20 protein-coding genes are annotated in these 19,342 nt (G+C 66.9%); 11 read left to right on the top strand and 9 right to left on the bottom strand.

Annotated elements, in window-relative coordinates:
* Positions 1-2 precede the first annotated feature (2 nt).
* The 6 genes from GM672_RS14360 to GM672_RS14335 all read left to right on the top strand — a co-directional run bounded on the left by GM672_RS14360 (position 3) and on the right by GM672_RS14335 (position 4,326).
* Positions 3-308: an integration host factor subunit beta gene (locus GM672_RS14360; protein WP_050408958.1), complete on the top strand. Its 306-nt coding sequence runs from the start codon at positions 3-5 to the stop codon at positions 306-308.
* A 115-nt stretch (positions 309-423) separates the two neighbouring features.
* Positions 424-723 (top strand): LapA family protein, encoded by a 300-nt coding sequence (locus GM672_RS14355; protein WP_155471217.1) that lies wholly within the window; start codon positions 424-426, stop codon positions 721-723.
* 69 nt (positions 724-792) lie between these two features.
* A complete protein-coding gene (lapB, locus tag GM672_RS14350; protein ID WP_155471216.1) occupies positions 793-1,968 on the top strand; it encodes a lipopolysaccharide assembly protein LapB in 1,176 nt (391 codons plus the stop codon).
* A 40-nt stretch (positions 1,969-2,008) separates the two neighbouring features.
* A complete protein-coding gene (rfaE1, locus tag GM672_RS14345) occupies positions 2,009-2,956 on the top strand; it encodes a D-glycero-beta-D-manno-heptose-7-phosphate kinase (RefSeq protein ID WP_155471215.1) in 948 nt (315 codons plus the stop codon).
* A 128-nt stretch (positions 2,957-3,084) separates the two neighbouring features.
* Positions 3,085-3,423 (top strand): ComEA family DNA-binding protein, encoded by a 339-nt coding sequence (locus GM672_RS14340; protein WP_155471214.1) that lies wholly within the window; start codon positions 3,085-3,087, stop codon positions 3,421-3,423.
* A gap of 180 nt (positions 3,424-3,603) precedes the next feature.
* Positions 3,604-4,326, top strand: coding sequence for a PEP-CTERM sorting domain-containing protein (locus GM672_RS14335; RefSeq protein ID WP_170300068.1), 723 nt, complete (start codon positions 3,604-3,606; stop codon positions 4,324-4,326).
* On the opposite strand, the gene GM672_RS14330 is transcribed toward GM672_RS14335, so the two are convergent.
* The gene (locus tag GM672_RS14330) at positions 4,323-6,089 is read right to left on the bottom strand and encodes an FAD-dependent oxidoreductase (protein WP_229417738.1); all 1,767 of its coding nucleotides are present in this window, start codon (positions 6,087-6,089) and stop codon (positions 4,323-4,325) included. The genes GM672_RS14335 and GM672_RS14330 overlap by 4 nt on opposite strands.
* A gap of 179 nt (positions 6,090-6,268) precedes the next feature.
* Here GM672_RS14330 and GM672_RS14325 point away from each other — a divergent pair, with 179 nt between their 5' ends.
* The 3 genes from GM672_RS14325 (at position 6,269) to cysM (ending at position 9,133) form a co-directional block, all read left to right on the top strand.
* Positions 6,269-7,351 carry an ABC transporter ATP-binding protein gene (locus tag GM672_RS14325; RefSeq protein ID WP_155471212.1) on the top strand — a complete coding sequence of 361 codons (1,083 nt, stop codon included), beginning with the start codon at positions 6,269-6,271 and terminating at the stop codon, positions 7,349-7,351.
* A 273-nt stretch (positions 7,352-7,624) separates the two neighbouring features.
* Positions 7,625-8,197 carry a GNAT family N-acetyltransferase gene (locus GM672_RS14320; RefSeq protein WP_155471211.1) on the top strand — a complete coding sequence of 191 codons (573 nt, stop codon included), beginning with the start codon at positions 7,625-7,627 and terminating at the stop codon, positions 8,195-8,197.
* 33 nt (positions 8,198-8,230) lie between these two features.
* The gene (cysM, locus tag GM672_RS14315; protein ID WP_155471210.1) at positions 8,231-9,133 is read left to right on the top strand and encodes a cysteine synthase CysM; all 903 of its coding nucleotides are present in this window, start codon (positions 8,231-8,233) and stop codon (positions 9,131-9,133) included.
* 109 nt (positions 9,134-9,242) lie between these two features.
* Here cysM and GM672_RS14310 read toward each other — a convergent pair whose 3' ends face one another.
* From GM672_RS14310 to GM672_RS14290, 5 genes are all read right to left on the bottom strand, one after another.
* Positions 9,243-9,599 (bottom strand): hypothetical protein, encoded by a 357-nt coding sequence (locus tag GM672_RS14310; protein ID WP_155471209.1) that lies wholly within the window; start codon positions 9,597-9,599, stop codon positions 9,243-9,245.
* Between the two features lie 460 nt (positions 9,600-10,059).
* Positions 10,060-11,181, bottom strand: a complete 1,122-nt coding sequence (mltB, locus tag GM672_RS14305) for a lytic murein transglycosylase B (protein WP_155471208.1) — start codon at positions 11,179-11,181, stop codon at positions 10,060-10,062.
* Positions 11,182-11,213: 32 nt separating this feature from the next.
* Positions 11,214-13,241 (bottom strand): transglutaminase TgpA family protein, encoded by a 2,028-nt coding sequence (locus GM672_RS14300; protein WP_229427719.1) that lies wholly within the window; start codon positions 13,239-13,241, stop codon positions 11,214-11,216.
* Positions 13,238-14,233 (bottom strand): DUF58 domain-containing protein, encoded by a 996-nt coding sequence (locus GM672_RS14295; protein ID WP_155471207.1) that lies wholly within the window; start codon positions 14,231-14,233, stop codon positions 13,238-13,240. Before GM672_RS14295 ends, GM672_RS14300 begins: the two co-directional genes overlap by 4 nt.
* A gap of 2 nt (positions 14,234-14,235) precedes the next feature.
* A complete protein-coding gene (locus GM672_RS14290) occupies positions 14,236-15,156 on the bottom strand; it encodes an AAA family ATPase (RefSeq protein ID WP_155471206.1) in 921 nt (306 codons plus the stop codon).
* Positions 15,157-15,249: 93 nt separating this feature from the next.
* Between GM672_RS14290 and GM672_RS14285 the strand changes: the two genes are divergently transcribed.
* Positions 15,250-16,176 carry a histone deacetylase family protein gene (locus tag GM672_RS14285; RefSeq protein ID WP_155471205.1) on the top strand — a complete coding sequence of 309 codons (927 nt, stop codon included), beginning with the start codon at positions 15,250-15,252 and terminating at the stop codon, positions 16,174-16,176.
* Positions 16,177-16,267: 91 nt separating this feature from the next.
* On the opposite strand, the gene GM672_RS14280 is transcribed toward GM672_RS14285, so the two are convergent.
* The gene (locus GM672_RS14280) at positions 16,268-16,969 is read right to left on the bottom strand and encodes a hypothetical protein (protein WP_155471204.1); all 702 of its coding nucleotides are present in this window, start codon (positions 16,967-16,969) and stop codon (positions 16,268-16,270) included.
* A gap of 119 nt (positions 16,970-17,088) precedes the next feature.
* Between GM672_RS14280 and ylqF the strand changes: the two genes are divergently transcribed.
* The gene (ylqF, locus tag GM672_RS14275; RefSeq protein ID WP_155471203.1) at positions 17,089-18,036 is read left to right on the top strand and encodes a ribosome biogenesis GTPase YlqF; all 948 of its coding nucleotides are present in this window, start codon (positions 17,089-17,091) and stop codon (positions 18,034-18,036) included.
* A 27-nt stretch (positions 18,037-18,063) separates the two neighbouring features.
* Here ylqF and GM672_RS14270 read toward each other — a convergent pair whose 3' ends face one another.
* Positions 18,064-18,873 (bottom strand): DODA-type extradiol aromatic ring-opening family dioxygenase, encoded by an 810-nt coding sequence (locus tag GM672_RS14270; RefSeq protein WP_155471202.1) that lies wholly within the window; start codon positions 18,871-18,873, stop codon positions 18,064-18,066.
* Positions 18,874-19,085: 212 nt separating this feature from the next.
* The coding region (locus GM672_RS28365; RefSeq protein ID WP_211517369.1) for a hypothetical protein at positions 19,086-19,342 on the bottom strand (257 nt) is incomplete at its 5' end.

Raw genomic sequence — 19,342 nt, 5'->3', positions numbered from 1 at the left:
AGATGACCAAGTCCGAACTGATCAACCGGCTGGCTGAGCGTTATTCTCAGCTGGTGGCCAAGGATGCGGAATATGCCGTGAAGACCATTCTCGATGCAATGACCGGCGCCCTGGCGAGCGGCCAGCGCATCGAGATCCGGGGCTTCGGCAGCTTCGCGCTGAACAGCAGGCCGCCACGCATCGGACGCAATCCGAAGTCCGGCGACAAGGTGATGGTGCCCGAAAAGCGGGTGCCCCACTTCAAGCCGGGCAAGCAGCTGCGCGAACGGGTCGATGCGATGGTCGGGCAACCGATCATCGAGGACTGAACGTCTGCGACAATGGAAGTCGGAAGGGGCGGGCGCGAGCCTGCCCCTTTTTTCTTTGTTTTTTCTGTTTCAGGCACGGTATGATCGGCTTTTGAGAAGCACGGGAAGCTAGACGATGAAAATAATCTCCACCGTAGTTGGCGTAATACTGTTTATCCTGTTCTTTGGCTTTGCCCTGAAAAACACGCAGGAAGTCGACCTGCACCTGTTCCTCAATTACGAATTGCGCGGCCCCCTGGTGCTGATGCTGCTGGCCTTCTTCGTGGCCGGCGCCGCCCTCGGCGTGCTCGCCCTGACGCCCACCGTGTTCCGCCACCGGCGTGAAACCAACCGGCAAAAGACGACGATCCAGACTTTGCAGACGTCCGCGCTGCAGGTCAACCGCGCGCCCGACAGCGTCAACGCGCAGCAGTGACGGCGATGCCTCATTCGCGGCACCGCCGCTGCCCCCGTCGCGCCTCATCACATAACAACAAAAGCACACATGGAATTTGAACTCTGGTGGTTACTGGGAATCCCGGCGTTTTTCGGCCTGGGATGGATTGCCGCGCGGGTCGATATTCGCCAGCTGCTGTCGGAATCGCGCACCCTGCCGCGCGGTTACTTCAAGGGCCTGAATCACCTGCTGAACGACCAGCCGGACAAGGCCATCGATTCGTTTATCGACATCGTCAAGAAAGATCCTGAAGCGGCCGAGATGCACTTCGCCCTGGGCAACCTGTTCCGCCGCCGCGGCGAGACGGAACGGGCCATCCGCGTGCACCAGAATCTGCTGTCGCGGCCCGACCTGCCGTCCGACGAGCGGGCCCACGCCGAATATGAACTGGGCCAGGATTACCTGAAGGCGGGCCTGCTGGACCGCGCCGAGGAGACCTACAAGCGGCTGCTGGACACGTCGTATGCCGTGCCGGCCCGCCGCGCGCTGCTGGAGATCTTCCAGCGCGAGAAGGAATGGCAGCGCGCCATCGAGGCGGCGCTGGCCCTGCAGGAAGCCGGTGCCGGTTCGCGCCAGAAGGAGATTGCCCAGTTCTACTGCGAACTGGCGCAGGACGCGCTGGTGCACATGCACCCGGACGACGCCTCGCCGCTGCTGGACCAGGCCCTGAAGGCCGACCGCACCAGCGTGCGCGCCACCATCCTGTGCGGCGACATGCACCTGGCCAAGGGCGACGTCGAAGGCGCGCTGGCCATGTGGCGCAGGGTCGAGCAGCAAAGCGTGCCGCACGTGGCCCTGGTGGCGCAGCGCCTGATGGACGGCTACCGCAAGGTGGGCCGGCCGGAGGAGGGCGCCAGCCTGCTGAAATCCTACCTTCAGCAGGCGTCGTCGATCGACCTGCTGGAAGTGGTGTTCAAGGCCGTGCTGGAGATGGAAGGCGTGGAGGCGGCCAAGCAGCTGGTGGGCGACGAATTGCGCCGCACGCCGACCCTGCTGGGCCTCGACAAATTCCTCGAGGCGCGCATGCTCGATGCCCCGCCAGCCGTGCTGGGCGAGCTGTCCCTGGTGAAGAACCTGGTGCACGGCTACACCCAGAAGCTGGCGCGCTACCAGTGCAGCCACTGCGGCTTCAAGGCGCGCCAGTTCTACTGGCATTGCCCCGGCTGCAGCCGCTGGGAGACCTACCCGCCACGCCGCACCGAAGAACTGAATGTGATGAACTGAGCCGGCGCCCACCCGGCATCGATTACCGAAAGACCCGATCTTGAGCCTCGCCACTACAACGCAAACCATTCCCGCCCTGGACAAGGTCCGCATCCTCGTCGTCGGCGACGTCATGCTGGACCGCTACTGGTTCGGCGACGTCAGCCGCATTTCGCCGGAAGCGCCCGTGCCGATCGTGCGCGTCGAACGGCGTGAGGCGCGCCTGGGTGGCGCCGCCAACGTGGCCCGCAATGCCGCCGCGCTGGGCGCCCACGCGGGCCTCCTGGGCGTGGTCGGTGCCGACGAAGCGGGCACCGAAGTGGAACAGCTGCTGCACGCCGGCGGCATCCACAGCTTCCTGAAACGCGACGAAGCCATTTCCACCATCATCAAGCTGCGCGTCATCGGCCGCCAGCAGCAGATGCTGCGCATCGACTTCGAGGAACCGCCCAGCGACGTGGTGCTGCGTAACAAGCTGCTGCAATACCGCGCCCTGCTGCCGGACTACGACGTCATCGTGCTGTCGGACTACGCCAAGGGCAGCCTGGTCAGCGTCAGCGAGATGATCATGGCCGCCCGCGCGGAGAACAAGATCGTCATGGTCGACCCGAAGGGCGACGACTTCACCCGCTACACGGGCGCCACGGTGCTGACACCCAACAAGGGCGAGCTGAAACGCATCGTCGGCAGCTGGAACAGCGAAGAACAGCTGACGACGAAGGCGCAGAACCTGCGCGAGTCGCTGCTGCTGTCGGCCCTGCTGCTGACCCGCTCCGAAGAAGGCATGACCCTGTACACGGCGAACGAGCGCTTCCACTTCCCGGCCGCCGCGCGCGAAGTGTTCGACGTTTCCGGTGCCGGCGACACGGTCATTGCCACGATGGCGGCCATGCTGGGCGCCGGCGCCAGCTGGCCCGACGCCGTGGGCATGGCCAACCGCGCGGGCGGCATCGTCGTCGGCAAGCTGGGCACGGCCACCGTCACGCGCGAGGAACTGTTCGGCGCCTGACGGGGCGCAAGGTCTTGCAGCCGGCGGTGACTTCGTGTCAACCTCGGCTGTAACGCCGCGTTACTGGAAGTCAGGGCGCAGGCCGGGCCTTGCTCGATTCCCGTACCAACTCACTTCCGGAGGACGACATGTTGAAGAAAATGTTGCTGGCGATTGCCGCAATGGTGGCCACGATGGGCATGGCATTTGCCCAGGTCGACGTGAACAAGGCCGACCAGGCAGCCCTCGATTCCGTCAAGGGCATCGGCCCGGCCAAGTCGAAGGTTATCCTGGAAGAGCGCGCCAAGGGTGAGTTCAAGGACTGGGCCGACTTCCAGAAGCGCGTCAAGGGCATCGGCGACAAGAACGCGGCAAAGCTGTCCCAGGCCGGCCTGCAGGTGAACGGCAAGTCCCTCGATGGTGCCGCCGCCAAGCCGGCCGACACGGCCAAGGTGGCCGAGGCGAAGAAGGACCCCGTCAAGAAGTAAGCATCACTGCAGCGTCATCCGAGCCCGGCCATGCCGGGCTTTTTTGTTGGCGCATGCCTGTGGCGCCCACCATACAACACCGGCCCGGCTGAGCAATATCAAGAAATTGTTGTCAGTAAATCTTTATTTCCTGCAATGAATAATGATATCCTGTGGGAATCGTCAACCAGGAGACCGTTCATGACCCACCTCATCCGCAAGCTGGCCGCTGTCGCCGTCCTTGTCGCCTCGGCCGCCACGCAGGCCAGTACCGTCGGCATCGGGCAGAGTGCCTGGTACTCCCCCGTGCTGGCCAATACCCTGACGGCGCAAGGCAATACGGTGTCCGCGGTGAACTGGTACAACGACAACGTACTGGCCGGCTACGACGTCTTCATCCAGGACGGCAACGGCTACTTCGACGCCGACGCGCTGGATCGCTTCGTCTTCGGTGGCGGTACGCTGATCGCGCTGCCGTGGAGCTTCACGCAGCGGGCCTACAGCGCCAACACCAGCGTCTTCGGCAGCCGCGCCGGCGTCGCCGTCTACGAGGCCGTCCCGGGCATCACGACGCTGGCGGCCACGGACTGGTTGCTGCAGGGCGTGACCTTGCCGGCAGCGGAGTCGCACGACGTCAGCCGCGAAGTGGGCAACACCTTTTCGGACATGAACACGCAGGTGCTGGCGTGGGAAGACGGCACCGCGCTGCTGGGCTACCGCCGCTACGGCGCCGGCCTCGTGGTCGGCCTGAACGTGAACCTGACCAGCGCCGACGTCGGCCCGCTCGATGCCGCCTGGAGCAACCGCATCGTCGCCAACGCCATCAACGCCGTGCCCGAGCCGGCCACGTGGGCCATGCTGGTGCTGGGCACCGGCATCCTGCTGCTGTGTGCCCGCCGCGGCGGATCGAAGAAGTTCGCTTAAACGGCGGCCGGCAGGTTGGCCAGGAAGGCGTGGATCTGCGATACCACCTGCGCCCCTTCGCCGACACCGGCCGCGACCCGCTTGGTCGATCCGGCCCGCACGTCGCCGATGGCGAAAACGCCCGGCACGCTGGTCTCCAGCGCTGCGCGGATCGGCTGGTCCGGCGGGTAGATGCCCTGTTCGAAGTTGGCGCGGCACTGCGCCTTCGTCACGTCATGCCCCGTGCGGATGAAGCCCTGGGCATCGACGTCGACGCCGCAGTCGCCCAGCCAGTCCGTGTTCGGGTCGGCGCCGATGAACAGGAACACGCGGCACACATCGCAGTCTTCCTCCGCGCCGGTGCGATTGTCATGCAGCCGCACCTGCTTCAAGCCTTCCTCGTCGCCTTCCAGCGCGACGATCTCCGTGTGCGTGTGCAGCTCGATATTGGGCGTGGCGCGAATGCGTTCGATCAGGTAGCTCGACATGGTCGCCTTCAGGCCTTCGCCCCGAATCACCATGTGCACCTTCGACGCGTGCCCCGACAGGAACACGGCGGCCTGGCCCGCTGAATTGCCGCCGCCGACCAGCACCACTTCCTCGCTCTTGCACAGATTGGCCTCGATGCGCGAGGCCCAGTAGTAGATGCCCCGGCCTTCGAACTGCTTGATGTTCGCCAGCGACGGGCGGCGATAGCGCGCCCCGCATGACAGCACCACCGAGCGCGCCTGCACGCGGGTGCCGTCCGTCAGCTGCACCTGCAGCGGATAGGTGTCGCAGATCAGGCGCGCGGCGACGGCGGGAATGGCCACCTCGACGCCGAACTTCTGCGCCTGCACGTAGGCGCGACCGGCCAGGGCCCCGCCCGAGATCCCGGTAGGGAAGCCCAGGTAGTTCTCGATGCGGGCGCTGGCGGCGGCCTGGCCGCCATAGGCGCGCTGCTCCAGCGCCAGCACGGACAGGCCCTCGGAGCCTGCATACACGGCCGTGGCAAGGCCCGAGGGGCCGGCGCCGACGACGATGACGTCCCAGATCTTGTCCGGGTCCAGGTCCGGCAGCATGCCCAGGCAGCGGCCGATCTCGGCATCGCTGGGGTTCTTCCTGACGCTGCCGTCCGGGCATACCACCAGCGGCCAGTCGTCCGGCGTGGGCTGGTAGTACTCGCACAGCGTGCGCGCCTGGGCATCCTCCTTTGGATCGACGATGGTGTGCGGGTGGGCGTTGCTGGTCAAGAAGCTCTGCAGGTGGAACAGGCGCGGGTGGCCCGGCGGGCCGACCAGCACGGGGCCGCCGGAGCCCACTTCCAGCAAATTCACGCGGCGCAGGATCAGCGCGCGCACGATGCGCTCGCCCAGCTCGGCCTCGGCGATGACGAGCGCGCGCAGGCTTTCCGGGGGAATCACCAGCGCCTCGACCTCGTTCATCGCCGTGGCATTGACCAGCGACGGCCGGCCGGCCAGCTGCGACACTTCGGCCGTGAATTCGCCGGGTCCGTGTTCCGTGATGGGGGCCGAATTGCCCAGGCCATCGTAGCGGGCGATGACGATGCGGCCCGACAGCACCACTACCATGCCGAAGGTGGTGTGGCCCGCCTCCAGGATGCGCACGCCCTTGTGGAAGGTGCGCACGGTGCCGAAGCGGTGCAGCCGCTTGATCTCCTGCTCGGTCAGGGTGGGGAAGATCTGGTGGCGGCGCAGCTCGATGGTGGCGCCGATGGCGGGCACCTCGTCCTCCTTGCTGGATTCGGGAACGAATTGGGTGGGGGTCAGCTTCATGTCGGCCATGGCAGTTCTGCGTATGCGTATTTGTTGGACACGGAGAGTCTAACCGAAGCATGCGCGCGGCAGGCGAAATCGGCGCACCCTTACCCCCTTCGGCAGATGGCGGCGCGCGGCCCACGCGCCGCCGGGGCGAACGCGGCGGTATGATGGCGGATCGGCACCATACCAACACAGGGGGCGCAATGGCGGCACTGGTCATCAGGGGCGTACGCAAGGCATTCGGCGAACAGCCTATCCTGCACGGCATCGATCTCGATATCGCCGACGGCGAATTCGTCGTCTTCGTCGGGCCGTCCGGCTGCGGCAAATCGACCCTGCTGCGCACCATCTGCGGCCTGGAAGAACCGGATGCCGGCACCATCGCCATCGGCGGGCGCGACATGACGAACGTGGCGCCGGCCCAGCGCGGCATCGCCATGGTGTTCCAGAGCTATGCGCTGTACCCGCACATGACGGTGTACGAGAACATGGCCTTCGGCCTGAAGCTGGCCGGCACGCCCGCCGCGCAGATCCGCGAGAAGGTGATGGCGGCAGCGGCCAGCCTGCGCATCGAGCCGCTGCTGCAACGCAAACCAAAGGAACTGTCCGGTGGCCAGCGCCAGCGCGTGGCGATCGGCCGCGCCATCGTGCGCCATCCGGAAGTGTTCCTGTTCGACGAGCCCCTGTCGAACCTGGACGCGGCCCTGCGCGTGCAGATGCGCATCGAGCTGAAGAACCTGCACCGTACGCTCAAGAGCACGATGATCTACGTGACGCACGACCAGGTCGAGGCGATGACCCTGGCGGACCGCATCGTCGTGCTGCGCGGCGGGAAGGTGGAGCAGGTGGGCGCGCCGCTGGAGCTGTACAACCTGCCCGGCAACCTGTTCGTGGCCGGCTTCATGGGTTCTCCCGCCATGAACTTCATCGACGGCACCGTGCGCGCCGGCCGGATCGAGGCCGCCGGCACCCTGCTTGCCGCCACCGACGCCCACGGCCTGCCTGAAGGCGGCAAGGTGACCCTGGGCCTGCGCGCCGAACACGTGCAGCTGGCGCGCCAGGACAGCGGCGCCGCGGACGGCATCGCGGCGAAGGTCCAGGCCACGGAACTGCTGGGCGACTTCAGCTACGTCTACCTGCAGCCGGAAAGCGGCGGCGCCCAGATCGTCGCCCGCGCCGACGCCGACGCCCAGTGGCAGCCAGGCGACCCCGCCCGCATCACGGCCGACCCCGCCCGCTGGCACCTGTTCGACGCCGCAGGCCTGGCCCACCGTCCCAGCCGCTGAGCCTGTGTCGACATCGGGGTCAGGCACGTTTCTCGACACAAGCCCGACCGCGCCACCGCTGGGCTCGTGTCCACCTTGGGGTCAGACCCCGACATAGACACGGCCTCATCCGCACGCTGCGGCCCGGCTCGTGTCCTTGTCGGGGTCTGACCCCAGATCGGACACGGCCTCATCCGCACGCTGCGGCCCCGCTCGTGTCCTTGTCGGGGTCTGACCCCAGATCGGACACGAGCGCGGCTTTAGCGGCATCGCCGGTGTGGCTATAATGGCAAGATGACCACGACCCTTGCTATTCGCCCGGCCACGCCCGCCGACCTGCCGGCTTTCTTCGACTACCTCGTCGATCAGCTGCGCGATAACGGCGCCGGCGATACGCCCCTGTTCCAGCCGATGTCGCGCACCCAGGCCGGCATGCCGCCTGGGCGCATGGACGCTTTCACGCGGGGCACGCAGACGCCCCTGTTCGAGCCGGGCTGGCGCCGCCTGTGGCTGGCGTTCGACGGCGGCGCCATCCGCGGCCATATCGACCTGCGCGCGCATGCGGAGGGCGCATCGGGCCACCGTGCCCTGCTGGGCATGGGCGTGCACCGCGGCGCGCGCCGTATCGGTCTGGGCATGGCGCTGCTCGATACGGCCATCGCCTGGGCCGAAGGGCAGGCGGCGCTGGACTGGATCGACCTGGAGGTGCTGGCCGTGAACGCGCCGGCCCGCGCCTTGTACCGCAAGCGGGGCTTCGTGCAGACAGGCGAGATCGAGGACCTGCTGCGCATCGACGGCGAGCGGCACGGCTATGTCTACATGAGCCTGTCGTTGGGGCGCCAAGCGGCCGGCGCGCAACCGGATTAGAATGGTTGTTTTGGTGAAGAAGAAGCTGATCGCATGACATACAAGACCATTGCCGACACGATCGGCAACACGCCACTGGTGCAACTGGTGCGCCTGCCCGGCGCCGACGCCGCCGCGCGCAACAACGTCATCCTGGGCAAGCTGGAAGGCGACAATCCGGCCGGCTCCGTCAAGGACCGCGCCGCCATGTCGATGCTGCGCCGCGCCGAGGAGAGGGGCGACATCAAGCCGGGCGATACGCTGATCGAAGCCACCAGCGGCAACACGGGCATCGCGCTGGCCATGGCGGCCGCCATCCGCGGCTACAAGATGGTGCTGCTGATGCCGGAAAACCTGTCCGAGGAACGCCGCCAGAGCATGGCCGCGTATGGCGCCCAGATCGTGCTGACGCCCAAAACGGGCGGCATGGAATATGCGCGCGACCTGGCCGAGCAGATGCAGCGCGACGGCCAGGGCATTATCCTGGACCAGTTCGCCAACGGCGACAATCCCCGCGCCCACTACGAGTCGACGGGGCCGGAAATCTGGCGCGACACGGCAGGGCGCATCACGCATTTCGTCAGCGCCATGGGCACCACCGGCACCATCATGGGCGTGTCGCAGTACCTGAAAGAGCAGAACGAAGCCATTCGCATCATCGGCGCGCAGCCGGAGGAAGGCTCGTCGATTCCCGGCATTCGCAAGTGGCCGGAAGCCTACCTGCCGAAAATCTTCGACAAGGCCCGGGTCGACCAGATCGAATCGGTGTCGCAGGTGGCGGCCGAGCGCATGGCGCGCCGGCTGGCGGCGGAAGAGGGCATCTTCTGCGGCATCTCGGCCGCCGGCGCCTGCGAGATCGCACTGCGCATCTCGCAGACAGTGGAGAACGCGACCATCGTCTTCATCGTCTGCGACCGGGGCGACCGGTATCTGTCCACAGGTGTCTTTCCCGCGTAAGCGCGGGACGTACCAAATAAAACAGCCGGCATATGCCGGCTGAATTTTTTACAGCATGCCGCGCATCGCAGCCGCCCCGAGATGGGGCAGCGTGCTTGAGCGCGTGCAATCAGCCGTTATTGTTGTTGTTCGTGCTGCTCTGTGGCGTTTCGCCTTCTTTTGGCTTGAACTGCTTGTCGCTGATGCGGAACTTGTTACGACGGTCGCCCATCAGGTAACGCAGGTCGCGGATCGACAGGTCGCTCACTTCGTGCATGCGGATCAGCAGCGAAGCGCCGACAGGCAGGCGGTGGTGACGGATCTTGCTGATCACGGGTGGCGCCACTTCCAGCGCGCGCGACAGGGCTGCGTCGTTTTTCAGGCGCAGGTTTTCGATCAGCGTGTCCAGCAGGCGGTTCGGGTTGTATTGCAGCAGATCGTCGCCGTCCGAGTCGTTGTTCATATCAATACCGACTTGATTTGTCATGATACGTTTGTTCCTTTTGTAAAGTTGTCCTGAAAGTGAAACACTCGGAGCTCAAGCTGCGCTTCGGAACCACGAACGGCCACGCTGGCGGGCGGGCGCTGTGTCCGGGATTCCTATGTTCTCCCTTCACTGAGGAACGATACGCGGATTCCGGGATAACAAGGTTTCATAATATATACACAATTGTACAACATTCCGCAATTTTTTACTCAAGAGCAATACAAAATTGTTTGTACCTGCTGCTCGCGTTGTCCTATCGCAACAATGTGTGAGAATTCTACCTTACTTTTTGTGGTAGATAAACGGTCACGGCTTTGTCAATCGTACAATTTTAAGTGTAATATAAAACTTATCACTACTGCTGCACTATATGCAACAGTTCAGTGAAAAATTTCCACAGTACATTACATTCGTCTGAATGGTCTTGCAACACCCCTTACGGCCGCTTACACGTGTTGCCTCAGGAGCCCGCCCGGGTCAGCCGCACGGCCCGGCCCAGTTCCACCACGGACATCGCATAGAAATAGCTGCGGTTGTACTGGGTGATGGCGTAAAAATTATTGCTCGCTACCCAGTATTCCGTCGGTTCCAGGCCGTTCTGCAGGTCGACCAGGCCGTACAGCATTCCGCCCGGCAGAGTCGACGTGGTGACGATGCCGGCGCCCGTCAAGTCTTCCGGCGGCACGGTCGCCGCCAGTCCCAGGTCGAGATAGCGTTCCCACGCCCGCGCCGGCGACACCGTCGCGTGGTAGACGATGGGGCCGGGCTGGTCGCGCTGCCAGCCGTGGCCCACGAGGAAGGCCGCCACGCTGCCGATGGCGTCGCCGGGCGAGTTCTTCAGGTCGATGCGGCCGTCGCCGTCGAAATCGACGGCGTATTTCAGGATATTGCTGGGCATGAACTGCGGCATGCCGACGGCGCCCGCGAACGAGCCTTGCAGCGCCAGCGGGTCGGTGCCCGTCTGGCGGGCGTACAGCAATGTCGCCTCCAGTTCGCCCCGGAAGAAGGCCATGCGCGCGTCGCGGTTGGGCGTGACGGGGTAGGCGAAGGCCAGGGTCGTCAACGTGTCGAGCACGCGGAAGCGGCCCGTGTCGCGGCCGTAAATGGTTTCCACGCCGATAATGCCGACGAGGATCTCGGCCGGCACGCCGTACAAGGTCTCGGCCCGGGCCAAGGTGTCGGCATGCTCGTTCCAGAAGCGCACGCCAGCGTTGATGCGGATCGGCTCGATGAAGCGGCTGCTGTAGACCTGCCAGTTCTTCGGCTTGCCCGGCGGCGCCGGCTTGACCAACTGGACGACCGAGTCGAGGAAGCGCACCTTCGACATCAAGCTGTCCAGCTCGCTACGGGCGAAGCCGTGCCTGGCCACCATCTCGTCGAGGAAACCCTGCACTTCCTTCCACTGGCCGAAATTGACGAATTCGCCCGTGTAGTAATCGCTGACGGGGGCCGCCACCGGTTTCTTGACCGCCTTGGCCTTCTTCTTCTTCTTCGTGTGGGCCGATTGCTTCTGTCCGGCGGCAAAGGCTTCGGGCGGGCACAGGCTGGTCGCGGCCACGAGGGCCGACAGCAACAGGGACATCAGGGGTTTGGATAGTGTTCGCTTCGGGAGTGTCATCGGATTTGGCGCAGTAATTGGACCAGCCGCCTGGCTGACCGGTTTCGTTCATCGTCGTCGAGTGCGCGATAACGGAGCGCACCATAGAGAGCGAGAAATTCCGCCATGGCGGCCTTGCTCTCTTCCGGCAGCGGCAGTGCGCGCAAGCGCAAAGCCAGGCTGTGTGGGCCTTCGCCCGGTTGCGCAGCGATGCCCGCGCCGGCCAGGTGGCGGCGGAACCGTTCGTACGCGGCGGCGACCGGGTCGGCATGGCGGCGCAGCCGCAGCCGGCGCAACAGCCACGCCAGTGCCACCAGCAGCGCTGCCGCTGCGGGCGTGCGCCAGGTGCCGACAGCTTTCCATAGTTCTGTAAGGAAATTTTGCTGCCTGTCGGGATTGTAATCCAGGACCCATTGATTCCAAGCATTATTGAGCGCATTCGTGCTGAAACGCAGGCGCGAAAGCCACGAATCCTTATCGTTCTGCAAAGCGATCAAGGCGTTCAGGCCGAACGGCGCCGTTTGCGGCAGGGCCCGCGACAGGTTCAGGTTGATACGCTCGGGCGACACGGCGGCTGTCGGGTCGATGCGCCGCCAGCCCCGCCCGGCCAGCCACACCTCGGCCCACGCATGGGCGTCGGACTGGCGCACGGTGACGTAGCCGTCCACGGGGTTGAATTCGCCACCCTGGTAGCCCGTGACGACGCGGGCCGGAATACCGGCCGCCCGCATCAGCACGACGAAGGCGCCGGCATAGTGCTCGCAAAAGCCCCGCCGGCTGCGGAACAGGAACTCGTCGACCGAGTCCGTCCCCAGCAGCGGCGGCTGCAAGGTGTATTCGAAGCCGCCCTTGCGCAGCATGCCCAGCACGGCATCGGCGATGCGTACGGGGGCATCGGCGCCATCGCCGCCCAGCACTCGCAGGCGCCGGCCCAGCGCCACGGCCAGCGGATTGAAGCCTTCCGGCAGTTGCAGCCACTTGCCGGTCAACTCCGGTGCCAGGCCGTCCTGCAAGGTGTAGTCCGTGTAGGCAGTGGCATGGTAGCGCACGCGCTGGTGCAGCGGGCGCAAGGCCAGGCTTTCCAGCTCGTCCGACACGGCCACGCGCTGGCCCGGCACGTCCAGTCCCGGCGGCGTCAGCTCCAGGGTGAACAGGTAGCGCCGCTCGCTCGGCTCCATCGTGATTTCATGGCGGATGGCGCGCCCGCCCACGCGCATGGCCAGGCCGTCGGGCAGGGTGCCGGCCGCATTGCGGTAGGGGACGCCGCCGATGCGCGTCCACGTGCGGCCGTCGTAGTGGCTCAGCACCACGCCGCGCCAGTACAGTCTGGGCTGCGGCGGTGCCGGGTCGAGGAAGCGCACGCGAAACGCCACCTCCCCGGACAGGGCCAGGTCCGTCATCGAGCCGGGCGCCATCGTGTCCGAGATGCCCGTGCGCCCGCCCCGGGCATCGCCCGGCAGGCCCCACAGCGGCCCCTGGATGCGGGGGAACAGCAGGAACAGCGCCAATGCCAGCGGCGCGGCCAGCAGGGCCACCTTGCCGGCCAGGCGCAGGCGCCGGCCCAGCGGCGGCACGGCGCCCGTGTACTGGAAGGTGATCTGGGCCGCCAGCAGCAGCACCATCGTCGCCACCATGGCCAGGCCGGTGAGGATGGACTGGGAATAGAAGAAATTGGTCAGCAGCAGGAAGAAGCTGAGGAACAGCACGACGAACAGATCGCGCCGCGCATGCATCTCCAGCAGCTTGAACGCCAGCAGCAGCGCCAGCATCGCCACGCCCGGATCGCGCCCCAGCAGGGTGCGGTAGGAATACCAGACCCCGGCCATGGCCAGCATGGCGACGGGCAGCAGCAGCCACACGGGCGGCAGGCGGCGGCCCTGCCACGTCAGCACGGCACGCCAGGCCAGGGTCACGCCGACGGTGGCGCTGATCCACCACGGCAGGTGGGCGAAGTGGGGCGCCACCACCATCAGCGCGGCGGCGATCAGCAGCAAGGTGTCGGACTTGTCGCGGCTGATGCCGGCCAGCGCCGTGGCGAAGCTCACGGCCCACCCTCCTGGCCATGCAGCGCCAGCGCCTGCAGGCACGCGGCCCGGTGGGCGTCGCCCAGCGCGGCGGGAAAGTCGTGGCGGCCCAGGCGGAAGGCATAGGGCAGGGCGCGCGCCTCGGCTTCCAGAACCCAGCGCGTCATGCGCGCCAGGCGCAGCTCGACGTCCACGAACACGGACAGCTCGGCGAAATCGAGCATCAGCTCGGCCACGGCGCCACCGTCGAAATGCTTCGTCACCAGCTGGCCGCCGTCGAGCGGCTGCAGCCGCGCGATCTGGCGCCAGGCCAGGTGGCGCATCGGGTCGCCTGGCTGGTAGCTGCGGATGCCGGCGAAGTTGTCCAGTCCGACGGCGCCATGGCCTTCCGCATCGGCCGCGCCCCGCATCGGCAACGGCGGCGCCTGCGGTTCGGGGAAAGGGTAGACCAGCACGCGCAGGTCCGGCTGCCAGTTGCTCCAGGCGCCGAACAGGCCGAGGGGGAAACGCGTCGTCAGCCGCACAGGCGGCGCCGGCAGCCAGCCGCGCCGCTGCGTCGGTGCCGTCAGCACGACGGCGGCGTCGGCGCCGGCCGGCACGTCCACCGCATTGGGCGCCTCGGTGCGCCGGGGCGTGCCGGGCGGGTGAAAGCCGATGCGGACGGCGGGGCGGTCGGTGCTGGCGTCGTTGTGCAGCGTCAGCTCGAACTGGGCCTCCTCGCCGGCGAACACAGGCGCCGCGCGGCCCGCGGCCAGGCGCAGCCCGGCCAGGTTCTTCACCGTCAGCACCATGTCGGCGATGGCGCAGGCACCGGCAAAGAACGTAAGCGCGAAACCCAGGCCCAGGGTGTAGTTGATGGCACCCACCAGCATCAGCACGAGCAGCAGGCCATAGGCGATGCCGGCCCGCGTGGGCAGCACGTACACGCGCCGCATCGTCAGCACGGTCGCGGCGCTGGGACTGTGATGCTGCCAGCGCAAGGCGTCCCGCAAGGCAGCGCGCAAGGCCGGCATGGCTACAGCGGCACCGACTGCTGCAGCCGCAGCACCAGGTCGCGGCTGGCCAGGGCCACGCCATGGGCCGACTTCAGGGGGCGCAGGCGGTGCGCGCACACGGGCACCAGCACGGCCTGCACGTCCTCGGGAATCACATGGTCGCGTCCTTCCAGCGCGGCCCAGGCACGCGCAGCCTGCACCAGCGCCAGCGCGGCGCGGGGGCTCAGGCCTTCGGCGAAGGAGCCGTTCTGGCGCGAGGCCTGCACCAATGCGTGCACGTAGTCGATCAGCGCCGGCGCCGTGTGGATCTGGCGCAGGCCCCGCTGCGCCGCCGCCAGCTCGGCCGGCGTCATCGCCGCCGGAAGGCTTTTCAGCAGGGCGCGACGGTCCTCGCCCATCAGCAGGGCCCGTTCCGAGGCCGGGTCCGGATAGCCCAGCGAGAGGCACATCAGGAAGCGGTCCAGCTGCGATTCGGGCAGGGGGAAGGTGCCGATCTGGTGGCCCGGGTTCTGCGTGGCGATGACGAAGAAGGGCTCGGGCAGCGCGCGCGTGACGCCGTCGGCCGTCACCTGCCGCTCTTCCATCGCTTCGAGCAGGCCCGATTGGGTCTTCGGCGTGGCGCGGTTGATCTCGTCGGCCAGCAGCACCTGGGTGAAGATGGGGCCGGGGTGGAACACGAAGCCGTTCTTTTCCCGCTCGTAGATGGAGATGCCCGACACGTCGGCCGGCAGCAGGTCGCTGGTGAACTGCACGCGGTTGAAGCGCAGCCCCAGCGAAATGGCCAGCGCGTGCGACAGCGTGGTCTTGCCCACGCCCGGCACATCCTCCACCAGCAGGTGGCCGCCGGCCAGCAGGCACGTCAGGGCCTGCCGTATCTGCACGTCCTTGCCGACGATGATCCCGCCTACCTGCCGCGCGACGGCGTGCAATTTTGCATACATGGGTGTCTGTTATAGTGATGACCGTGATGCAGGGGATTCTACCTTGCGTGATTGATCATGCGGTACAGAAACGAGCGGGATAATCCACAGCACATGACCACAGCCATTTACAGCCATGCCGATTGCCAGCGTCACGAAATGGGGCAATGGCATCCCGAATCCCCGGCGCGCCTGCAGGCCATCGCCGACCAGCTGATCAACGCCCATATCGACGACCTGCTGGAACACCGCGAAGCCCCGCTGGCCGACCTGGCCGACATCGCCCGCAACCATTCGCCCAACGCCATCGACATCGTGCGCAGCCAGCCCCACGAAGGCGACGACTACTACCCCATCGACGGCGATACGTCGCTGAACCGGCACAGCTGGCAGGCCGCCCTGCGCGCGGCCGGCGCCGCGGTGGCCGCCACCGATGCCGTCATCGATGGCGAAATCGACAACGCCTTCTGCTCGGTGCGTCCGCCCGGCCACCATGCCCGGCCGTCCGCGCCGATGGGTTTTTGCCTGTTCAATAACGTCGCCATCGCGGCGCGCCATGCGCTCGATGCGCGCGGCCTGAAGCGGGTGGCCGTCGTCGACTTCGACGTCCATCACGGCAACGGCACCGAGGAAGCCTTCCGCGACGAGCGCCGCGTGCTGATGGCCAGCTTCTTCCAGCATCCTTATTACCCCTACGTGGACCCGCTGCCCGTCACGCCGAACCGGGTCAACGTGCCGGTGCCGGCCTACACCAAGGGCGACGTCGTGCGCCAGCTGGTGCTGGACAAATGGCTGCCGGCGCTGAACGCCTTCAAGCCCGAGATGATCTTCATCTCGGCGGGCTTCGATGCCCACCGCGAGGACGACCTGGGTGGCATGGGCCTGGTGGAAGCGGACTACGCGTGGATGACGGAGCAGCTGATGGCCGTGGCCAGGAAGCACGCGCGCGGGCGCATCGTCAGCTGCCTCGAAGGCGGCTACAACCTGTCGGCGCTGGGCCGCAGCGTGGTGGCCCATGTCAAGGCGCTGGCTGAAATCTGAAGGCAGGACGCCGGCTGGCCGGCGTAGTCTGGAAGTGGCTGGGGGAAGGACGCCGGCTGGCCCGCGTGACCAGATAAAGCTGAAACCCAGGTCAGGACGCCGGCTGGCCGGCGTAATCAAACTCCACCAGCGCGTCGTCGCTCCAGCTGCGGTCGGCCAGCGGCGGCGTGAACATGCGCGTGCGCTGGCGGTTCACGGGCAGGGCCTCGCGCCGCGTGCCGTCACGCAGCCACGCGGCCCGCAGCGGCTGCGGTGCCTCGAAGCCCGTATGGGCCAGCGGCGAGTGGCATGGCCCGCCCGTCGCTCCCAGTGCGGCGCGAGCCTGCGGCGTCAGCGCTTCCCGGTCGATGGCCCACTGCACCGCGCATTGCAGGCGCAAGTCGCCCAGGCGCCGCGTGTTGGCCGGCACGCCGGGGCTGCGCACGTCCGGCCGCCAGCGGAAGGAATGGCGTTTCCTGTTCAGTACCAGCTCGGCCTTGTCCTCCAGCGCCGCCGTACTGCGCGGCAGTTCGAAGCCGCCGTCCGCCGCCAGGGTCACGGGCAGCTTGACGCTCTCGCCGCTGATCGTCAGGGTCAGGCCGTCGAGCGATTCGCCCGGCGCGGCCGGGCGCAGCAGGAAGCGCAGGCTGGCCTGGGGCGCGTGGGCCCGTTCGGCGTCGAAGGCGTCCAGGCCACGGGCCATGGTGCGGTAGGACTTCAGTTCCGGATCGCGGATGCCGCTCACTTCGACCACGGGTGCGGCGGCGCCAAGGGCGTGGACGGCGATCAGGACGGCTGCAAGTTGGCGTTTCATTACGTGAAGACGAGGCGGGCAAACAGCAATGGTACCAGCGCGCCGCTGCCGGGAAAATAGGCGGCGGCCGGGACAACCGTTAAAATAGCGGATTGTTGTAACGATCCGAAAGCAAGAGCATGTCAATCCAATGGTTCCCCGGGCATATGAACGCCGCCAAGAAGAAGGCGGCGGAACAGATGGCCGACGTCGACGTCGTCATCGAGGTGGTCGATGCCCGCCTGCCGGCCGCCAGCTGCAACCCGCTGGTGGAGGAATTGCGCAAGTTCCGCGCCAAGCCCTGCCTGAAAATCCTGAACAAGATCGACCTGGCCGATCCCGACGCCACCAGTGCATGGGTGCGCCACTTCGAGCAGGACAGCGCCGTCACCGCCTACGCGATGACGACGAAGAAGCCGGCCGACGTGGCCAAGGTGATCGACAAGGCCCGCGCGCTGGCGCCGCACCGTGGCGTGCCGACCAAGCCGCTGCGCCTGATGATCATGGGTATTCCCAACGTCGGCAAGTCGACCCTGATGAACGCGCTGCTCAAGCGCCGCGTGGCCAAGGTGGGCGACGAGCCGGCCGTCACGAAAACCCAGCAGAAGATCTACCTGGACCTGAACACGGCCATCATCGATACGCCCGGCCTGTTGTGGCCGAAGATCGAGATGCCCAGCGACGGGCTGGCGCTGGCCGCCAGCCACGCCATCGGCGCCAATGCGCTGATCGAGGACGAGGTGGCGACATGGCTGGCCGAGGAACTGATCCGCCGCTACCCGCAACTGCTGGTGGCGCGCTACGGCTTCAAGCTCGAAGGCATGGACGGCATCGCCGTCATCGAAGGCCTGGCGCAGAAGCGTGGCTACCGCATCCGCGGCGGCGACTGGGATTTCGAGAAGGCCTCGCACATGCTGCTGCAGGACTACCGCAGCGGCGCGCTGGGCCGCATTTCGCTGGAAACGCCGGAGACCCGCGCCGCCGCGCTGGCGGCCTACCAGGAAGAGCAGCGCATCAAGGCCGAAAAGGCCGCCGCCAAGGCCGCCGAGAAGGAAGCGGAAAAGATGCGCGGCAAGCGCGGCACCTGATTTTCCAAGTTTCCAAACGGTTCGTCGCTACGCGCCGAACCTGAAACTCGACACCGCCAGCGCCCCGAAGAAGTCGTCCTCGTGATACACGACGGACGCTGGTTCCTCCTCTGCCGCCCCCAGCGCCACCATCAGCGGCAGCAGGTGCTCCTCGCGCGGGTGCGCCTGGCGCGCCGCCGGCGCACTCTCCCACGCCATCAACGCGGCCGTGCGTTCGCGCGGCGGCAGGGCCATGGCCGCGCGCAGCCAGCCGTCGAACGCGTGCGAAGCCTCGGCACCGCGGGCATTGAAGGCCCGCAGGTTATGGTAACTGAGGCCGCTGCCGACGATCAGCACGCCCTGGGTGCGCAGCGGCGCCAGCGCGCGGCCGGCCCGCAGGTGTTCCAGCGGGGCCAGCCCCGCCTTCAACGACAATTGGACGACCGGCACGTCCGCTTCCGGAAAGACGGGGTACAGCGCCGAGAACGTGCCATGGTCGAAGCCCCGTTCCGCGTCGAGCTGCGCGCCGAACCCGGCCTCGCGCAGCAGGGCTTGGGCGCGTGCCGCCAGCTCGGGCAAACCCGGCGCGCCGTAGCGGATCTGGTAGGTATGGGGCGGAAAGCCGCCGTAGTCGTAAATCATGCCGGGGCTGCTGCTTGACGACAGCAGGAAGTCCGGGCCTTCCCAGTGCGCCGTCACGGCCAGCACGGCCTTCGGCTTGCCGCCGATCTGGCCCGGGATATCCTTCAGCGACGCGTCGAGCGCGTCATACGCCGTGCCGGTCTCGTCGCGCATCCACGGCCAGGGGCCGCCGCCGTGCGACAGGAAATAGGTGGGCAGCAGGGTTGCAGCAGTCATGTGAGTCCTCCATCGGTACCAGGACTATATGGCCCCGCCCCGCGCGGCGGCAACGGCCAAAAAATCGATACTGATGTTCGGATTATTCGAGCGGTCCGGCAGCCGGCATACCGAAAATTCCGACGTGCCGCAGCAGAATCCGGGACAGTCCCCGAATCTTCCGAGATGTGCCGGAAAAATCCGGGACAGTCCCCGAATCTTCCGAACGCATATCAGGCGCCGGCGATGCGCACCAGGGCAAACAGCCGCGCGACCCGCATCCAGCCGAGGACGAGGGCGATCAGCTGCGTCAGCAGCAGCGCCCCCGTGAAGCCGGCGGGGCCCAGCGGCGGCACCTGCAGCCGGCCCAGCGCCAGCAGCGCGGCCAGCAACAGGCCCGTGACCGTGAACAGGCCATAGGCCAGCAGCACCGGGCCGGGGCGCCGCGCCAGCAGTTGCAGCCCGCGCCACCAGCCGGCGACGGCCGACG

Source organism: Pseudoduganella buxea, from assembly GCF_009720835.1.
In the GTDB taxonomy this organism is placed as follows: Bacteria; Pseudomonadota; Gammaproteobacteria; order Burkholderiales; family Burkholderiaceae_D; genus Rugamonas; species Rugamonas buxea.
The sequence above is the reverse complement of the archived record's forward strand: the minus strand, read 5'-3'. Positions and strand labels throughout refer to the sequence as shown.

Excerpts from the sequence above, each read along its gene's own strand:
- GM672_RS14330 (WP_229417738.1), bottom strand. The coding sequence starts at position 6,089 with ATGGCCGACATGAAGCTGACCCCCACCCAATTCGTTCCCGAATCCAGC.
- GM672_RS14280 (WP_155471204.1), bottom strand. The coding sequence starts at position 16,969 with ATGAAACGCCAACTTGCAGCCGTCCTGATCGCCGTCCACGCCCTTGGC.
- lapB (WP_155471216.1), top strand. The coding sequence starts at position 793 with ATGGAATTTGAACTCTGGTGGTTACTGGGAATCCCGGCGTTTTTCGGC.
- mltB (WP_155471208.1), bottom strand. The coding sequence starts at position 11,181 with ATGTCCCTGTTGCTGTCGGCCCTCGTGGCCGCGACCAGCCTGTGCCCG.
- GM672_RS14360 (WP_050408958.1), top strand. The coding sequence starts at position 3 with ATGACCAAGTCCGAACTGATCAACCGGCTGGCTGAGCGTTATTCTCAG.
- GM672_RS14295 (WP_155471207.1), bottom strand. The coding sequence starts at position 14,233 with ATGCCGGCCTTGCGCGCTGCCTTGCGGGACGCCTTGCGCTGGCAGCAT.
- GM672_RS14310 (WP_155471209.1), bottom strand. The coding sequence starts at position 9,599 with ATGACAAATCAAGTCGGTATTGATATGAACAACGACTCGGACGGCGAC.
- GM672_RS14270 (WP_155471202.1), bottom strand. The coding sequence starts at position 18,873 with ATGACTGCTGCAACCCTGCTGCCCACCTATTTCCTGTCGCACGGCGGC.
- GM672_RS14290 (WP_155471206.1), bottom strand. The coding sequence starts at position 15,156 with ATGTATGCAAAATTGCACGCCGTCGCGCGGCAGGTAGGCGGGATCATC.
- GM672_RS14335 (WP_170300068.1), top strand. The coding sequence starts at position 3,604 with ATGACCCACCTCATCCGCAAGCTGGCCGCTGTCGCCGTCCTTGTCGCC.
- GM672_RS14320 (WP_155471211.1), top strand. The coding sequence starts at position 7,625 with ATGACCACGACCCTTGCTATTCGCCCGGCCACGCCCGCCGACCTGCCG.
- GM672_RS14355 (WP_155471217.1), top strand. The coding sequence starts at position 424 with ATGAAAATAATCTCCACCGTAGTTGGCGTAATACTGTTTATCCTGTTC.
- cysM (WP_155471210.1), top strand. The coding sequence starts at position 8,231 with ATGACATACAAGACCATTGCCGACACGATCGGCAACACGCCACTGGTG.
- GM672_RS14285 (WP_155471205.1), top strand. The coding sequence starts at position 15,250 with ATGACCACAGCCATTTACAGCCATGCCGATTGCCAGCGTCACGAAATG.
- ylqF (WP_155471203.1), top strand. The coding sequence starts at position 17,089 with ATGTCAATCCAATGGTTCCCCGGGCATATGAACGCCGCCAAGAAGAAG.
- GM672_RS14340 (WP_155471214.1), top strand. The coding sequence starts at position 3,085 with ATGTTGAAGAAAATGTTGCTGGCGATTGCCGCAATGGTGGCCACGATG.
- GM672_RS14325 (WP_155471212.1), top strand. The coding sequence starts at position 6,269 with ATGGCGGCACTGGTCATCAGGGGCGTACGCAAGGCATTCGGCGAACAG.